This is a genomic window from Actinokineospora diospyrosa, assembly GCF_024171925.1.
Classification (GTDB): Bacteria; Actinomycetota; Actinomycetes; order Mycobacteriales; family Pseudonocardiaceae; genus Actinokineospora; species Actinokineospora diospyrosa.
In genome coordinates this window covers 428,957-444,818 of the sequence record NZ_JAMTCO010000008.1, presented here as the reverse complement: position 1 = coordinate 444,818, position 15,862 = coordinate 428,957, and the positions used below count along the sequence as shown (strand labels likewise).

Below are 15,862 nucleotides of genomic sequence, written 5' to 3'. Positions count from 1 at the left end.
CCTGACGCGCCCGGCGAGGAAACCCGCCGGGCGCGTCAGGGGCTCGTCACACGATCTTGGCCGCGATGAGCAGCTGCCAGATCTCGCCCTGGTCCACGACCTCAACCTCGTGCTTCTCGGCCTTGGTGAGTTTGCTCGCGCCGACATCGGCCCCGGTGATGAGGAGGTCGGTGCTGGCCGAAACGGAGGTCGCGGTGGTCGCGCCCGCCTTCTCGCAGAGGCGCTGGAAGGTGGGCCGGGGGACCTTCTCGCCGGAGCGGGGGTCGTTGAGCGAACCGGTGATCACCACGGTCTTGCCCGCCAGCGGCGCATCGGAGGCGATCACCGGGGGGAGGTCCTCGTCGCGCACGTCCAGGGAGACGCCGCGCTCGCGCAGGCGGTCCAGTTCGGGGCGGAGCCTGCCCAGGTGCTCGATCAGCGACGCGGCGACCTTGGGACCGATGTCCTCCACCGCGACCAGGCGTTCCTCGCCCGCGTCGGCGACGTCCTCGAGGGAGCCGAAGCCCGCGCGGCACAGGCGGGTGGCGGTGCCCTCCGACGCCATCGGGATCGCCAGGCCGATGAGGGCCCGGCGCAGGCCGACCCCGCGGCTGGTGGCGATGGAGTCGATCATGCGGGTGGCGGAGACCTCACCGACCCGGTCGAACTCCAGCAGTTGCTCCCTGGTGAGGGTGTAGAAGTCCGACGGGTTCTCCAGCAGGCCCGCCTCGGCCAGCCGTTCGATCCACACCTGACCGATCGCGTCGATGTCGGCCGCGGCCCGCGAGGCCCAGTGGATCAGCCTGCGCACGGTCTGCGCGGGGCAGGCGACGTTGGTGCAGAACAGCTCCCGGCTGTTGCCCTGTTCGGTCAACCCCTGCCCGCACGACGGGCACACCGACGGCGGCACGATGTCGCGTTCGGCGCCGGTGCGGGCGGCCTCGTCGAGCACTCCCGCGACGAACGGGATCACGTCACCGGCCCGGCGGACCAGGACGGTGTCGCCGATCTTGATGCCGCGCGCCTTGATGACCTCCTGGTTGGCCAGGGTGGCGCGGGTGACGGTGGTGCCGCCGACGAACACCGGCTCCAGGTGGGCGACCGGGGCGATCTTGCCGGTCTTGCCCACGTCCCAGACCACGTCGGAGAGCACCGTGGTGCGCTCCTCGGCGGCGAACTTGTACGCCAGCGCCCCGCGCGGGGAGCTCGACCTGGTCCCGGCCGCCGCGTAGGCGACGCGGTCGGCCAGCCGCAGCACCGCCCCGTCGAGGTCGTAGTCGAGCTTGTCGCGCCGCTGCTCGATCCCGGCGATCACCTCGCTGGCGGCCTCCGCGTCCTGGCAGTGCCGCATGTCGGCCACGCTGAACCCGAGGGTGCGCAGGCCCTGCTCGAGGTCGGCGTCGGCGCTGTCGGGGGCGGAGGTGTCGAGGTCGAAGGCGAAGAAGAACAGCTCCCGGCCCGCGACGGTCGCCGGGTCCTTGGCCCGCAGGGTGCCCGCCGCCGCGTTGCGCGGGTTGATCAGCGGCTTGTCGGGGTGCGCCTGGTTGTACGCGGTGAAGGTCGAGCGCAGCATCACCGCCTCACCCCGCACCTCCACCCGCCCCGGCGCGTCGACCCGGTCCGGCACCCCGTCGGCCAACGCCCGCACTAGCGGGGTGACGTCGTCCCCGGTCGTCCCGTCACCGCGGGTGACCGCCCGCGCCAACCACCCGTCCTCGTACACCAGCGCCAGCGACAACCCGTCCAGCTTCGGCATCACCACCACCGACTGCCCCGGGAACCGCCCGAAGAACGCCGCCACCTGCTCCGCCGTCGTCGCCTTCTCCAGCGACAGCATCGGCCGCGAGTGCCGCACCGGCGCGTGCAGCACCGCGGGCGCCCCCACCTGGTCCAACGGGTTCGGGTCCGGCGCCAGCCCGGGGTTGTCCGCGATCAACTTCCGCAGTTCGTCCTCGACCAGGTCGTACTCGGCGTCGGCCACCAGCGGTGACCCCCGGTAGTAGGCGTCCCGCAGGACCACGACCTGGTCCGCGAGCTCCCGGATGCGCTCCTCAACGTTCACGACACGGACGCTACCTGTGACCACTGACAGTCAGCAGCTCACGCCCGCCTCGGCTTGAACAGCAACAACGCCACGACCCCCAGCGCCACCGGCGGCCACCACGGCAGCACCCGGGTCACGATGGCCACAACGGCCAAGACACCCCCCAGCGCGGCCGCACCGACGCCCAGCACCGGTCGCCCCGCGAGTGAGAACAACGCGAACACCAGCACCGCGAACAACGGCGGCACCGCGAAGAACCGCCCCACCGGGGTCGCCCACCCCTGGTCGACCCACGCGTCCCCGACCCGGACGAGCACGCCGTCCCACGTGTCCACCTCGACCCGCGAGCCCACGCCACCGGTGCCCGAGACTTCGTGGCGGTCACCCGAGGCGAGCTCGATCGTGATGGTGGACCCGCTGCCGCCGTGCTCGCCACCCGGGTAGTACTCGGTGTCGACGACAGTCGCCGTCTCCCGGGTCAGACAGGTGTCCGGGCAGCCCCGAGCCGCCTCGATCGAGGTCTCCCGGACGGTCAAGTACCCGAACAACAACACCAACCCGATCATGACCACCGCCGTGGCGGCCCGTCGCGATCTCAGCTTCTCCGCCACGGCGCGATGGTAGATCCCCGCCCTGACATTGCCGCCCTGACATCACCGCCCTGACATCACCGCCCTGACATCACCGCCCTGACATCACCGCCGGGCGAGCCTGCGCTCGGGTCGCGTGCCGTAGTCGAGGTGGTAGTGCGCGAACACCTTGGGCTCATCCGCCGCCGCGAGCTCCCCATCGGTCGGGATCTGGGGCGCGTCGCGCACCTGCTCCTTCGGGTACCGCACCCGCACCGCCTTGGGCGTCACCGTCGCCCCGTCCACCGGCACGAACGCCAGGTGCCGCGTGACCAGCCCGAACTGCACAGTGACGAACAACGGCTCGTCGGTGAGCGTGTCCACGTACACCGCCTCGAGCGTCCCGATCTTCTTCGACTCCGCGTCGATCACGTCGAGGCCGGTCCAGTCGCGCAGGTTCTCCACAGGAAACATGCCCGTGGAGTACCCAACCAGCGCCCGATCACGCTGTGACCCCGAACGGCCGACGGATACCCAGCGCCGAACCGGACCGACGACATCCAGCGCCCGGGACGCGATCCAGCTGAAGTCTCTCAAGCCGCGTCCGCGCGTGGTGTGCTTCCGGCTCATGCCCGGCGCTGAATACACCGAATACGCGACCGGGTGGACCGGACGTAGCCTCGGGATCATGGTGTTCGACTCCACTCGGTTCGACCTCCAGCCGTTCGTCGGGTTCGACATGGATCGGTATGTGCGGCGGACGTTCTGCAGTTGGGAGGAGGCCGGGTGGCGGTCGTTGTTAGTGCAGCGGTTCGAGCACGTTCCGGTGGTCGAGGGGATGGTGTTGCCCGGGACGGCGGATCTGCACCTGGTGGTTCCGGTTTCCGGGCGGGCCGAGATGGAGACGCGGTCCGGCGGGCGGGCTGTGCGGCATTCGTGGGTGCCTGGTCGGGTTCAGGTGAATCTCCCGGGTCACGCCACCGTTCGCGGTTACCGCGGCGACAGGGCGATGCGCAGCATCCAGGTGCATATCCCGAGCGACACTCTCGACACGGTCGCGACGCAGTTGGGTGGCACGGTGGACTACGAAGCCGTGGCGGCGTCTGCCGAGCGTGATCCGCTGCTGGTGGAAGCTGTCCGCACGCTCGGTTCTTCAAGCGTCGTGAGCGACCTCTACGCCGAGTCGGCGGCCGCGTTCTTGGCTACCCACCTGCTCACCCGGCACGGGCCACAGAGAACGGAACCAGCACGGGACGACACCCGTGTGCGGGCGGTCGTCGCGCTCATGCGCGAGCGGTTGGCCGATCCGATCACCCTCGCGGACCTCGCCGACCACGTGCACCTGTCGGTGTTCCACCTGGTCCGCGTGTTCCGGGCCGCGACGGGGGAGACCCCGCACCGGTTCCTGACCCGGCTGCGGATCGAGGAGGCGAAAGGACTCCTGCGCGACACCGATCTCGCGCTGGCCCAGATCGCACCGCGGTGCGGGTTCGCCAGTCCTGGTGCTCTGTCGACAGCCTTCGTGCGACACACCGGCGCACGCCCCTCGACATACCGCAATTCCTGACCGGGGCACCGCAATCGCGCGCATGGGGTTCGCACCACCGCAGCCTTAACGTGCCAACCATGAGGCACTCCTACGACGTCACTGCCGAGTCCAGCGCGCCACCCGCGACCGTCTGGGCACTGCTGTTGGACACCACGACCTGGCCGACTTGGTCGCGCGTTGACGAGGCCCGGGCGGAGGGTTCCTTGCGCACCTTCCGCACCGGCAAGGTCGTCACCGAGGAGCGGGTCACCACCCTCGACCCCGAGCGGCGGTTCGCGTACGAGGGCATCGTGAACCCGCACCTGACCGACTACCGGGCCGCCGTCGATCTGGTCGGGCTCCCCGGTGGCGGGACCAGGATCCGGTGGCACGGCACGTACGGAACGCGCTGGTGGATGCGCTGGTTCCTCCCGCCCTACCTCCGGCGGTTCATGCTGACGATGGCCATTGGACTGGCCGAACACGCGGCCCGGCTCAGTAAGATCAGCTGACGGGAACCGTTGGCCCCAGGAGGATCCGTGCCTGATCTCACCCCGGCGGAGGCGGCGCGGTGGTCCGCCTTCGCGGGCTTGCCCCTGCCCGCCGAACGCCACGCCGAGGTCGCCGCCATGGCCTCACGCATGAACGACCTCGCCGCCGTTCTGCGTGAGCTGGACCTCGGCGACACCGAGCCGTACCGACCGGGAGGCGCGGATGCGACCGTCTGACCTGACCCTCACGGCTGCCGCCAAAGCCATCCGCGACCGCGAGCTGTCCCCGGTCGAGCTGGTCGACTCGGTGCTGTCTCGGGTCGCGGAGGTCGAGCCCCGCCTTGGCGCCTACGCGACGGTCACCGCCGATCGTGCAAGGGCGGCAGCGATCCGGGCCGCTGACGAGATTGCCGCCGGGACCTACCGCGGGCCGCTGCACGGAATCCCGTATGCCATCAAGGACCTCATCGACGTCGCAGGTTTGCCCACCACAGCGAGCTCTCGCGTGCGCGCTGATCACGTCGCCACCACCGACAGCACGGTTGCGAAGCGCCTGGACGCGGCAGGCACGGCCCTCATCGGCAAGACCCACACGCACGAGTTCGCCTACGGCTTCATCACGCCCCAAACCACCAACGCGGTCGACCCCAGCCGCATCGCGGGCGGCTCCAGCGGCGGTTCTGCTGTTGCGGTCGCCTCGGGCACAGCGGTCTTCGCCCTGGGCACCGACACCGGCGGCTCCATCCGCGTCCCCGCAGCGCTCAACGGCGTCGTCGGACTCAAACCGACCTACGACCTCGTGCCCCGAGACGGCGTTGTGCCTCTGTCGTGGTCGCTGGACCACGTCGGCCCGATCACCCGCACGGTGGCGGACGTTGCCCTCGTGCTGCCCGCCCTCACCGGCCGCGACGAACCCGCCCTGTCCTCCGACATCACCGGTCTGCGCATCGGCATACCCCGTAACCACTACTTCGACCGCGTCCACCCGGATGTCTCAGCGGCTGTGCACGCCGCGATCACGCGCCTGGAGTCACTCGGCGCCCGCTTGGTCGACGTCGAGATCCCGATGACCCGCTACGTCCTGCCGATCAACTGGGCCGTCATGGGGCCAGAGGCCACCGCGTACCACGAACAGACATTGCGCAGCACGCCTGAGCTCTACACACCGGAGATCAGACTGCTTCTTGAGGCAGGGCAACTGATTCCGGCGACGGACTACATTCGCGCCCTGCGCGCCCAAACCCTCATGCGGCAGGAATGGCTCCGCGTATTGGAAACCGTCGACATCATCGCCGCCCCGACCACCCCGGTGACGGCGATTCCCGTCGACCAACAGGAAGTGCCCTGGCCCGACGGCGTCACCGAAACCGTGTCGGTGACTTACGTCCGCCTCTCGTCTCCAGCCAACATCACCGGACTCCCCGCCCTGTCGGTGCCAGTGGGTCAGGACAGCGCCGGACTGCCGATCGGCATGCAACTCATCGGCCGACCGTTCGCCGAAGCGGTTGTGCTGAGCGCCGGACACGCCTACGAACTGTCCACTTAGGGTGATGTGAGCCCGCCCACAAGCTGAGCGTTGGGTGCCTACACCTGGATGTGGGAGCCCATGACGACGGTGTTGTCGCGGGGCAGGGCGAAGGTCTCCGCCGCGTCGGGGGCGATGTGGGAGGTGGCGATGAACAGCCGTTTGCGCCAGCGGGCCATGGTCGGCGCCTCGTCGAGCTGCAGTTCGATCTTCGACAGGAAGTAGGACGCCGACTCGGTGTCCGGCCTGCTCTCCGTGGTCGTCGGGTCCAGGCGGGCCAGCGCGGCGGGCACGTCCGGGGTCTCCATGTAGCCGAACCGGGCGGTGACGTGGGTGATCCCGTCGTCGCCGTAGCCGAGGTCGTCGACCACGATGCGCTGGTCGGCGGGCACCCGCGGCACCGGGTCGGTTTCGATCGACATGATCACCACGTGCTCGTGCCGGACGTGGTTGTGGTCCACGTTCGCGCGCATGGCCAGCGGCGTGGTCTCCTTGCCCCGGTTGAGGAACACGGCCGTGCCCGCGACCTGCCGGGTCGGTTTCCTGCCCTCGCGCAGGTCGTCGATGAACTCGCGCAGTGACCCCTCGCGCCGCGCGCGCTCGGCGGTGACGATCTGCCGACCCTTCTGCCAGGTGGTCATCACGGTGAACATGGTCAGCCCGATCAGCAGCGGCAGCCACGCGCCGTGCACGAGCTTGGTCAGGTTGGCCGCGAGGAACAGCCCGTCCACCACCAGCAGCACGGTCGCCCCGGTGCCCAGCACCCACCTCGGCGTGCCCCACTTGGCCCGGGCGACGTAGAAGAACAGCAGGGTCGTGGTGGTGATCGTGCCGGTCACCGCCATGCCGAAGGCGAACGCCAGCGCCGCGGAGGTGCGGAAGGCGAAGACCAGGGTGAGCACGGAGACCATCAGCAGCCAGTTGACCCACGGCACGTAGATCTGGCCGCGCTCGGTCTCCGACGTGTGGGTGATCCGCAGCCGCGGCAGGTAGCCGAGCTGGGAGGCCTGCGCGGCCACCGAGAACGCGCCCGTGATCACGGCCTGCGAGGCGATCACGGTCGCGGCGGTGGCCAGCAGGACCATCGGCAGCCGCCCCCAGCCGGGGACGAGCAGGAAGAACGGGCTGCTGATGTTGGCCGGGTCGTCCAGGATCAACGCGCCCTGCCCGAGGTAGCTGAGGGTGCAGGCGGGCAGCACCAGCGCCAACCAACCGCGGGTGATCGCCCGGCGGCCGAAGTGGCCCATGTCGGCGTAGAGCGCCTCGGCGCCGGTGACCGCCAGCACGATCGCGGCCAGTGCGAAGAAGGCGATCCCGAAGTGCCCGGCGAGGAAACCGACGGCGTACGTCGGCGACAGCGCCTTGAGGATCTCCGGGTGACCGGCGATCCCGATCACCCCGAACACGCCGACGACGGTGAACCAGGCGATCATCACCGGCCCGAACACCCGGCCGACCGCGGCGGTGCCCCGCTTCTGCACCAGGAACAGCAACACGATGATCACCGCCGTGATCGGCACGACGAGGGAGTCGAAGGACTCGTCGACGACCTTGAGCCCCTCCACGGCCGACAGCACCGAGATCGCGGGCGTGATCATGCTGTCGCCGAAGAACAGCGACGCGCCGAAGATCCCCACGCCTGCCAGGACCGCGGCCGCCCGTTTCCCGCGCTGCGCGCTCCACCGGCGCAGCAGCGTGATCAGCGCCATGATGCCGCCCTCACCGTCGTTGTCGGCCCGCATCGCGAGCAGCACGTAGGTGGCGGTCACAATGATCATGACTGACCAGAAGACGAGCGACACCACCCCGTAGACGTTCTCGACGTTCACCGGAACGGGGTGCGGGTCACTCGGGTTGAACACCGTCTGCATGGTGTAGATCGGACTGGTCCCGATATCCCCGAACACCACCCCCAAAGCCCCCACCACCACCGCCAACCGCACGGCATCGCGCCCGCTAGACCCCTCCGCTGCCCGCACGGACCCTCCTGGTAGCCGCTCACCCGAGTCGCCCAGGACGCTACCCGCCTTACGCCGAGAACTCCGGGAACTGTGTCGCGGGTGTCGACAGGACATTTCGGACAGACTCGAACTTGCTGCGCCGCGCCGAGATCGGCGATCCTGGGGGCAAGGAATTCGGGCCTCCGCCTCCGCCTCCGGTGAACGGTTCGCCTTCGGCATTGCCTCTGATCCGCGGCCATGCGACAAGCTCGATGGGGTGGACCTGTTGTGCGGGGCCCCTACGACACCCGTGGCAGGTCCGCACAGCAGGGGCCGAAAAGTCTGGCCCTGCCGCGAGAAGCGCGATGGTGCCGTCCCCCCGCACAAAGCAGGTCCACCCCATCGAGCACTTGGCACAAGCGACTCCAAGTGTCCAGTGACGTGGGGCGATCCAGGGTTAGGCGTCAGGGGGTGTCACTGGGCCGGGTCGTTCAAAGAGGCCACCGGGAGGGAGATGACGATGGTGAGGCCGCCGCCGGGGGTGTCTTCGGCGGTGATTGTGCCGCCCATGGCTTCGGTGAAGCCCTTGGCGACGCTGAGGCCCAGGCCGATGCCTGGGGCGTTGTCGCGGTCGCTGAGGCGTTGGAAGGGGGCGAAGACCGTGCTGGCGGCGTTCTTCGGCAGGCCGCGGCCGTGGTCGACGATGCGGAGTTCGACGCGGTTGCGGTAGGTGCTGGCACGGACGGCGATCTCGGGTTCGGTGGCGACCGGGAGGCGGGGGGAGCGGCGGCCGTGGCGCAGGGCGTTGTCGATGACGTTGGCCACGACGCGCTCCAGCAGGCCGATGTCGGCGGTGACCGGGGGCAGGTGTTCGGGGACGTCCACGGCCAGCAGGGCGCGCTCGTCGATGCCGGACAGGGCCCGCGCGACGGCCTCGTCGTAGGTGACCGGGCGCAGCCGGGGCGCGACCGCGCCGGTGGCCAGGCGGGACGAGTCGAGCAGGTTGTCGATCAGGCCGGTGAGCCGGTCGGCGGAGATCTCGATGGTCTCCAGCAGTTCCCCGGTGTCCTCTTCGGACAACGCGAGGTCCGGCGTGCGCAAGCTGCCGACGGCCGCCTTGATCGAGGTCAACGGTGTGCGCAGGTCGTGCCCGACGGCCGAGAGCAGCGCGGTCCTCAGCTCCGTGGTCTCGGCCCGCGCCCGCGCCTGCGCGGTCTCAAGAGCCAGCCGCTGTTGCCGCAGCGCGACCAACGCCTGCCCGGCGGCGGCCTCCAGCGCGCGCTGGTCACTGGCGGGCAGGGCACGGCCGCGCATGGCCAGCTGCACGTCAGCGGTGACCGGTACCTGAACGTCGGCCTCGTCCGGTTCCGCGCACGGCCGGGGCCCCACGCACGCGACCCGGTGCCACTCGCCGTCGCGGCGTTCGAGGAGGGCCACGGACTCCAGGCCGAAGTTCTCCCGGACCTTCTCCAGCAGCCGGTCCAGCGGGTGCGCGCTGGTGAGCACCGTGCGGGCGTAAGAGGCCAGCAGTTCAGCCTCGGTCCGCGTCCGGGCGCCCTGCTCGGCCAGCCGTGCCGCCCGGTCGACGACCAGCGCGACCAGGACGGCCACGATCAGCATCGCGATCAGGGTGACCAGGTTCTCCGGGGTGTTGACCGCGAGGCTGTAGTAGGGCTCGGTGAAGTAGAAGTTCAGCAACCCCGCCCCGAGCAGCGCCGCCCCGACCGCCGGGCCGAGGCCTCCGACGAGGGCGACGATGACCGTGGCGAGGAAGAACCCGATGAGGTCGGTGGAGAACGCCACCTCGCCGCGGGTCAGCAGCCCGATGGCGGTGACCACGAAGGGCAGGACCGCCGCCAACGCCCAGCCCAGCAGTCGACGGGACCGCGCCAGCGCGTTGCTGCCGACCCGCCAGCGGCGGGCCCGGCGGGCCTCGTCGTGGGTGACCATGTGCACGTCGATCGACCCGGACTCGCGCACGACGGCCGACCCGATGCCCTCGTCGACCGCGCGCGCCAACCGGGAGCGCCGGGAGGTGCCGAGGACGAGCTGGGTGGCGTTGACGCCGCGGGCGAACTCGAGCAGCGCGCTCGGCACGTCGTCACCGACCACGCTGTGGAAGGTCGCGCCGACGTCCTCGGTGGTCTTGCGCGACCTCGCCACCGACTCTGCGGGCGGACCGGTGAGACCGTCGCCTCGCATGACGTGCACGACCAGCAGTTCGGCCCCCGCCCGCACGGCGATCCGCCGGGCCCGCCGGATGAGCGTCTCGCTCTCAGGCCCGCCGGTGATGGCCACGACGACCCGCTCGCGGGCCTCCCAGGTGTCGGTGATGCGCTGCTCGGCCCGGTAGCGCTGCAACGCGACGTCCACCTGGTCGGCCACCCACAGCAGCGCCAGCTCGCGCAGCGCGGTCAGGTTCCCGACCCGGAAGTAGTTGCCCAGCGCGGCGTCGATCTTGTGGGCCGCGTAGACGTTGCCGTGCGCGAGCCGCCGCCGCAGCGCCTCCGGGGTGAGGTCCACCAGCTCGACCTGCTCCGCGCGGCGCACCACCTCGTCGGGGACGGTCTCGTGCTGCTCGACGCCGGTGATGCGGGCGACGACGTCGTTGAGCGACTCCAGGTGCTGCACGTTCACCGTGGACAGCACGTCGATCCCGGCGGCCAGCAGCTCCTCGACGTCCTCCCAGCGCTTGGCGTTGCGGGAGCCGGGGACGTTGGTGTGCGCGAGCTCGTCGACCACGGCGACCTCGGGGGCGCGGGCGAGCAGCGCGTCGACGTCCATCTCGGTGAACTCACGACCGCGGTGGTGGACCTGGGCGCGGGGGAGCACCTCCAGCCCGGCGACCAGCTGCTCGGTCTTCTCCCTGCTGTGGGTTTCGACCAGGCCGACCACCACGTCGGTGCCGCGTTCGCGGCGGCGGTGCGCCTCGCCCAGCATCGCGAAGGTCTTGCCGACCCCGGGCGCCGCGCCGAGGTAGATCCGCAGTTCGCCGCGTTTGCGCTCGTCCACCGTGTCCACCTCCCGGAGCGGGCGGGTCGCCGGGTGGCGACCCGCCCAGGCTGTCACCTCGCCGACTCGAGCGCGCGGTTGAGCGCGGTGACGTTCACCCCCGGCTCACCGAGGATGCCCAGGCCGCGGCCGTCGGTGCACTCGATGATCAACGCGCGGACCGCGTCCTCGGACAGGCCGTTCGCCCGCGCCACCCTGGGCACCTGGAGTCGCGCGTAGGCGTCGCTGATGTGCGGGTCCAGTCCCGAGGCCGATGCGGTGACCGCGTCTTGGGGCACGAGGTCCTCCGCCACCCCTTCCCGCTGGGCGACCTCCGCGCGGCGTTCGGCGACTACCGCGTTGTAGTCCTCGTTCAGCTCGCCCTTGTTGGAGCCCCCGGACGCCGGGAGGGTCGCCGCCGACGGTCGGGGGAAGAACCAGCCGTCGCCTTCGCGGGTGACCGCGACCAGGGTGGTGTTGGTGGCCTCGGCGTTGGCCTGCAGTCCGGGGAGTCGGGAGACGGCCCATACGGCGGCCGGGTAGAGGACGCCGGTGATGAGGGTGAGGACGAGTAGGACGCGGAGTCCGGCGAGGGCTTGCTTGCCGAAGGTGGTCATGTCAGCCGATCCCGGGGATGAGTCGGACGAGCAGGTCGATGAGCCAGATCCCGGCGAAGGGGGTGACGATGCCGCCGAGGCCGTAGATGAGCAGGTTGCGCCGCAGCAGCGCCGACGCGCTGGAGGGCTTGTAGCGGACACCGCGCAGCGCCAGCGGGATGAGCACCACGATGATCAGCGCGTTGAAGACCACCGCGGACAGGATCGCCGAGTTGGGGGAGTGCAACCCCATGACGTTCAGGCCACCGAGCTGCGGGTAGATCGCGGCGAACATCGCCGGGAGGATCGCGAAGTACTTGGCCAGGTCGTTGGCGACGCTGAAGGTGGTGAGCGCGCCCCGGGTGATCAGCAGTTGCTTGCCGATCTCCACGATCTCGATCAGCTTGGTCGGGTCGGAGTCCAGGTCGACCATGTTCCCGGCCTCTTTCGCGGCCGAGGTGCCGGTGTTCATCGCGACGCCGACATCGGCTTGGGCCAGGGCGGGGGCGTCGTTGGTGCCGTCGCCGGTCATCGCGACCAGCCTGCCGCCTTCCTGCTCCTTGCGGATGAGGGCCATCTTGTCCTCGGGCTTCGCCTCGGCGAGGTAGTCGTCCACCCCGGCCTCGTCCGCGATCGCCTTGGCCGTCAGTGGGTTGTCGCCGGTGACCATGACCGTGCGGATGCCCATCGCCCGCAGTTCGGCGAAGCGGTCCCGCATACCGGGCTTGACCACGTCAGACAGCCGGATGACGCCAAGCACGGTGCTGGTGCCCCCGGCGGAGTTGTCCGAGACCACCAGCGGGGTCCCGCCCTGGGCGCTGATCTCGTCGACCACCCGGCGGGTCTCGTCGGTGAGGACGAACCCGCTCGCGGCGCCCTTGCGGACGCGGCGGTCGCCGAGGTCGATGCCGCTCATCCTGGTCTGCGCGGTGAACGGGACGAACTCGCCAGCCTTCTCCTGGTCGGTGGGCTCGGCGGAGCGGCCGTACTCGGTCACGCACAGCTCGACGATGCTGCGGCCCTCCGGCGTGCCATCGGCGAGGCTGGACAGCCGGGCCGCGTCGACCAGGGCGTCCAAGGACGCTCCGCCGACCGGGATGAACTCGGTGGCCCGACGGTTGCCCCAGGTGATGGTGCCTGTCTTGTCCAGCAGCAGGGTGTCGATGTCGCCCGCGGCTTCCACCGCCTTGCCCGAGGTGGCAAGGACGTTGCGTTGCACCAGCCGGTCCATGCCCGCGATGCCGATCGCCGAGAGCAAGGCGCCGATGGTGGTCGGGATCAAGCACACCAGCAGCGCGGTCAGCACGATCACCGACTGCTCACCGCCGGAGAAGATCGCGAACGGCTGCAACGCCACGACCGCGAGCAGGAAGATGATCGTCAGCGTGGACAGCAGGATCGTCAACGCGATCTCGTTCGGCGTCTTCTGACGCTCGGCTCCCTCCACCAACGCGATCATCCGGTCCACGAAGGACTCGCCCGGCTTGGTGGTGATCTGCACGACGATCCGGTCCGACAACACGGTGGTGCCGCCGGTCACCGCCGACCGGTCGCCACCGGACTCGCGGATCACCGGAGCCGACTCACCGGTGATCGCGGACTCGTCGACGGTGGCGATGCCCTCGACCACGTCACCGTCGCCGGGGATCACCTCGCCCGCCTCGACCACGACCAAGTCGCCGATCTTCAGCTCGGTCCCGGGCACCGTCTCACCGGTCGTGAGGCGCGCGACAGCGTCCTTTTTGGTCTTGCGCAGCGAGTCGGCCTGCGCCTTCCCGCGTCCTTCGGCAACGGCCTCGGCCAGGTTGGCGAACAAGACGGTCGCCCACAGCCACACCGCCACCGCGATCGTGAAGGTGCTCGGGTCGCCGATGGCGAACACCGTGACCAGGATCGACCCGACCCACACGACGAACATGACCGGGTTGCGCAACTGGTGACGGGGGTGGAACTTGCGCAACGCGTCCGGAAACGAGTCCACTAGCTGTCGTGGGCTGAAGATGCCAGCGGAGACCTGGGTCTTTTCAGGAGTCCGCTGTGGAGGGTTGATGGTGGTGGTCACAGCAGGGCCTCCGCGATGGGACCGAGGGCTAAGGCGGGGATGAAGGTCAACGCGGCGACCAGGACGATCGCCCCGGTCAGCAGGGTCGCGAACAGGGGGCCTGTGGTCGGCAGCGTGCCCGCCGTCACGGGAACCCTCTTCTGCTTGGCGAGAGACCCGGCCAGGCACAGCACCGCGATGATGGGGATGAACCGGCCCAGCGCCATGCAGACACCCAGCGAGGCCTGGAACCAGTCATTGGTGACCGTGATGCCCGCGAACGCGCTGCCGTTGTTGTTCGAGGCCGAGGCGTAGGCGTACAGGATCTCCGAGAGTCCGTGCGAGCCCGGGTTGTTCAGCGCGCCTTGCGTGGCGGGAAGGATCGCCGCGATGCCCGCGCCGACCAGCATCACCGTGGGCATCGCGAGGATCGAGACAGCGGCCGCGGCGACCTCACGGCGACCGAGCTTCTTGCCCAGGTACTCCGGGGTGCGTCCGACCATGAGCCCGGCGAGGAACATGGCGATGATCGCCATCACCAGGATGCTGTAGAGGCCGGTGCCGACACCGCCCGGCGTCATCTCGCCGAACAGCATGTTCAGCAACGTGCCGCCGCCACCCAGGCCGGTGAAGCTGTCGTGCATGGCGTTCACCGCGCCGGTGGAGGTGGCCGTGGTGGTGTTGGCGAACAGCGCGCTTGAGGGGATGCCGAACCGGGTTTCCTTACCCTCCAAGGGGCGTAGGCCGTTCGCCTCGGCCGTCCAGATCACCGCGAGCATCGCCGTCCACAGCACACCCATGACGCCGAGGAGGACGTAGCCCTGCTTGCGGTTGCCGACCATCGTGCCGAACGTGCGGGTCAGGCAGACCGGGATGAGCAGGATCAGGAAGATCTCGATCAGGTTCGACCAGCCGTTGGGATTCTCGAACGGGTGCGCCGAGTTCGCGTTCAGGACGCCACCGCCGTTGGTGCCCAACTCCTTGATCGCCTCCTGCGACGCGACCGGCGCCGTGGCGACCGTCTGACCGTCCACAGTGACACCCGACTTCAGGCTCATGACGACGCCCGTGGCGACCAGCACGATGGCGAAGAGTCCCGCCACTGGCAACAGGATCCGGATGGTGCCGCGCGTGAGGTCCACCCAGAAGTTGCCCAGCCGGTCGGTCTGGCTGCGCAGAAACCCCCGCAACAGCGCGACAGCCACGGCCATGCCCACTGCCGCGGACAAGAAGTTCTGGACCGTGAGCCCGACCATCTGCGTGGTGTGGCCCATGACGGACTCGGGGACGTAAGACTGCCAGTTCGTGTTGGTCACGAAGCTGATCGCGGTGTTGAACGCCATCCCCGGCGACACGTTGCCACGCCCGAAATCGAACGGCAGGACCGACTGGATCCGTTGCAGGACATACAGCACGACCACGCCGACGAACGAGAACGCGATCACGGCTTGCGCGTAGGTGCCCCACCGCTGCTCAGAGCCGGGATCGACGCGTGCCGTGCGGTAGATGGCGCGCTCGACCCGTGAATGCTTGGTGCTGGTGTAAACGCGGGCCATGTAGTCACCGAACGGCCGATACACCACGGCCAAGGCGACGATCAGGAGGCCGACCTGCAACAGGCCTGCCACAGTCTCGGACATCAGAACTTCTCCGGCCTGACGAGAGCGACGAACAGGTAGCCGATCAACACCAGCGCGAGCACGCCACCCACGACGTTCGCCACCACACCCGTGCCACTCACAACCTCTCCAGACCGCGCACCGCCAGCGCCAACAACAGGAACACACCGATCAGCAGCAACGCGTAGGCAAGATCTGCCATGGCGCGCTCCCTTCCACCCTCAAGCGACCCACCAGACGGGCCGCGACGCCGGAAGAGTGCACGGCAAAACGCCCGGTTCAGCGACACTTGACGACTCCTTGACGCCCCTGACCGGGTCCTTTACGCCATCCTGATACCCCTGCGACCCACCTCTCACCCGACCCCTCGGCGGTGACCACCGGGGTAGGTAGTCCTGACTACGGAACGTGATACCCCAAGGCCCCTCGGGACAGCTGGTCACCGCTGGGAAGGGCACACGTAGGCCCGATCGTGAGGTCCTAACAGGTGGCTTCAACGATGCGATCCACATCGGTGACGTCGTGCGGCGGCCAATGGG

At 69.6% G+C, this 15,862-nt stretch carries 14 protein-coding genes; 4 read left to right on the top strand and 10 right to left on the bottom strand.

From position 1 onward, the window contains the following. Positions 1-46: 46 nt before the first annotated feature. The 3 genes from ligA to LV75_RS18060 all read right to left on the bottom strand — a co-directional run bounded on the left by ligA (position 47) and on the right by LV75_RS18060 (position 3,066). Positions 47-2,041, bottom strand: coding sequence for an NAD-dependent DNA ligase LigA (ligA, locus tag LV75_RS18070; protein ID WP_253888094.1), 1,995 nt, complete (start codon positions 2,039-2,041; stop codon positions 47-49). 38 nt (positions 2,042-2,079) lie between these two features. Beyond that, a complete protein-coding gene (locus LV75_RS18065) occupies positions 2,080-2,634 on the bottom strand; it encodes a hypothetical protein (RefSeq protein WP_253888093.1) in 555 nt (184 codons plus the stop codon). Between the two features lie 84 nt (positions 2,635-2,718). Beyond that, entirely contained in the window at positions 2,719-3,066 is a 348-nt protein-coding gene (locus tag LV75_RS18060; RefSeq protein ID WP_253888092.1) for a PRC-barrel domain-containing protein, read from the bottom strand. A gap of 214 nt (positions 3,067-3,280) precedes the next feature. On the opposite strand from LV75_RS18060, the gene LV75_RS18055 reads away from it, so the two are divergent. Genes LV75_RS18055 through LV75_RS18040 form a run of 4 tightly spaced genes read left to right on the top strand, consistent with a single transcriptional unit; the run spans position 3,281 to position 6,157 of the window. After that, complete coding sequence (locus LV75_RS18055) at positions 3,281-4,159, top strand: helix-turn-helix domain-containing protein (RefSeq protein WP_253888146.1); 879 nt, start codon at positions 3,281-3,283, stop codon at positions 4,157-4,159. Positions 4,160-4,218: 59 nt separating this feature from the next. After that, positions 4,219-4,632: an SRPBCC family protein gene (locus LV75_RS18050; RefSeq protein WP_253888091.1), complete on the top strand. Its 414-nt coding sequence runs from the start codon at positions 4,219-4,221 to the stop codon at positions 4,630-4,632. Positions 4,633-4,659: 27 nt separating this feature from the next. After that, the gene (locus LV75_RS18045) at positions 4,660-4,848 is read left to right on the top strand and encodes a hypothetical protein (RefSeq protein ID WP_253888090.1); all 189 of its coding nucleotides are present in this window, start codon (positions 4,660-4,662) and stop codon (positions 4,846-4,848) included. Then, positions 4,835-6,157 carry an amidase gene (locus LV75_RS18040; protein ID WP_253888089.1) on the top strand — a complete coding sequence of 441 codons (1,323 nt, stop codon included), beginning with the start codon at positions 4,835-4,837 and terminating at the stop codon, positions 6,155-6,157. The genes LV75_RS18045 and LV75_RS18040 overlap by 14 nt, the downstream gene beginning before the upstream one ends. A 38-nt stretch (positions 6,158-6,195) precedes the next feature. Here LV75_RS18040 and LV75_RS18035 read toward each other — a convergent pair whose 3' ends face one another. The 7 genes from LV75_RS18035 to LV75_RS18005 form a co-directional block, all read right to left on the bottom strand. Continuing rightward, positions 6,196-8,115, bottom strand: a complete 1,920-nt coding sequence (locus LV75_RS18035; RefSeq protein ID WP_253888088.1) for a potassium transporter Kup — start codon at positions 8,113-8,115, stop codon at positions 6,196-6,198. 435 nt (positions 8,116-8,550) lie between these two features. Continuing rightward, complete coding sequence (locus LV75_RS18030) at positions 8,551-11,016, bottom strand: DUF4118 domain-containing protein (RefSeq protein WP_372504194.1); 2,466 nt, start codon at positions 11,014-11,016, stop codon at positions 8,551-8,553. A 125-nt stretch (positions 11,017-11,141) separates the two neighbouring features. After that, positions 11,142-11,684, bottom strand: coding sequence for a potassium-transporting ATPase subunit C (locus LV75_RS18025; RefSeq protein WP_253888086.1), 543 nt, complete (start codon positions 11,682-11,684; stop codon positions 11,142-11,144). A gap of 1 nt (position 11,685) precedes the next feature. Continuing rightward, positions 11,686-13,725, bottom strand: coding sequence for a potassium-transporting ATPase subunit KdpB (gene kdpB / locus LV75_RS18020; RefSeq protein WP_253888085.1), 2,040 nt, complete (start codon positions 13,723-13,725; stop codon positions 11,686-11,688). Further along, entirely contained in the window at positions 13,722-15,344 is a 1,623-nt protein-coding gene (gene kdpA / locus LV75_RS18015) for a potassium-transporting ATPase subunit KdpA (RefSeq protein ID WP_253888084.1), read from the bottom strand. The genes kdpB and kdpA overlap by 4 nt, the downstream gene beginning before the upstream one ends. Next, positions 15,344-15,445, bottom strand: a complete 102-nt coding sequence (gene kdpF / locus LV75_RS18010; RefSeq protein ID WP_253888083.1) for a K(+)-transporting ATPase subunit F — start codon at positions 15,443-15,445, stop codon at positions 15,344-15,346. The genes kdpA and kdpF overlap by 1 nt, the downstream gene beginning before the upstream one ends. Beyond that, positions 15,442-15,612, bottom strand: coding sequence for a hypothetical protein (locus tag LV75_RS18005; RefSeq protein WP_253888082.1), 171 nt, complete (start codon positions 15,610-15,612; stop codon positions 15,442-15,444). The genes kdpF and LV75_RS18005 overlap by 4 nt, the downstream gene beginning before the upstream one ends. Positions 15,613-15,862: the final 250 nt, after the last annotated feature.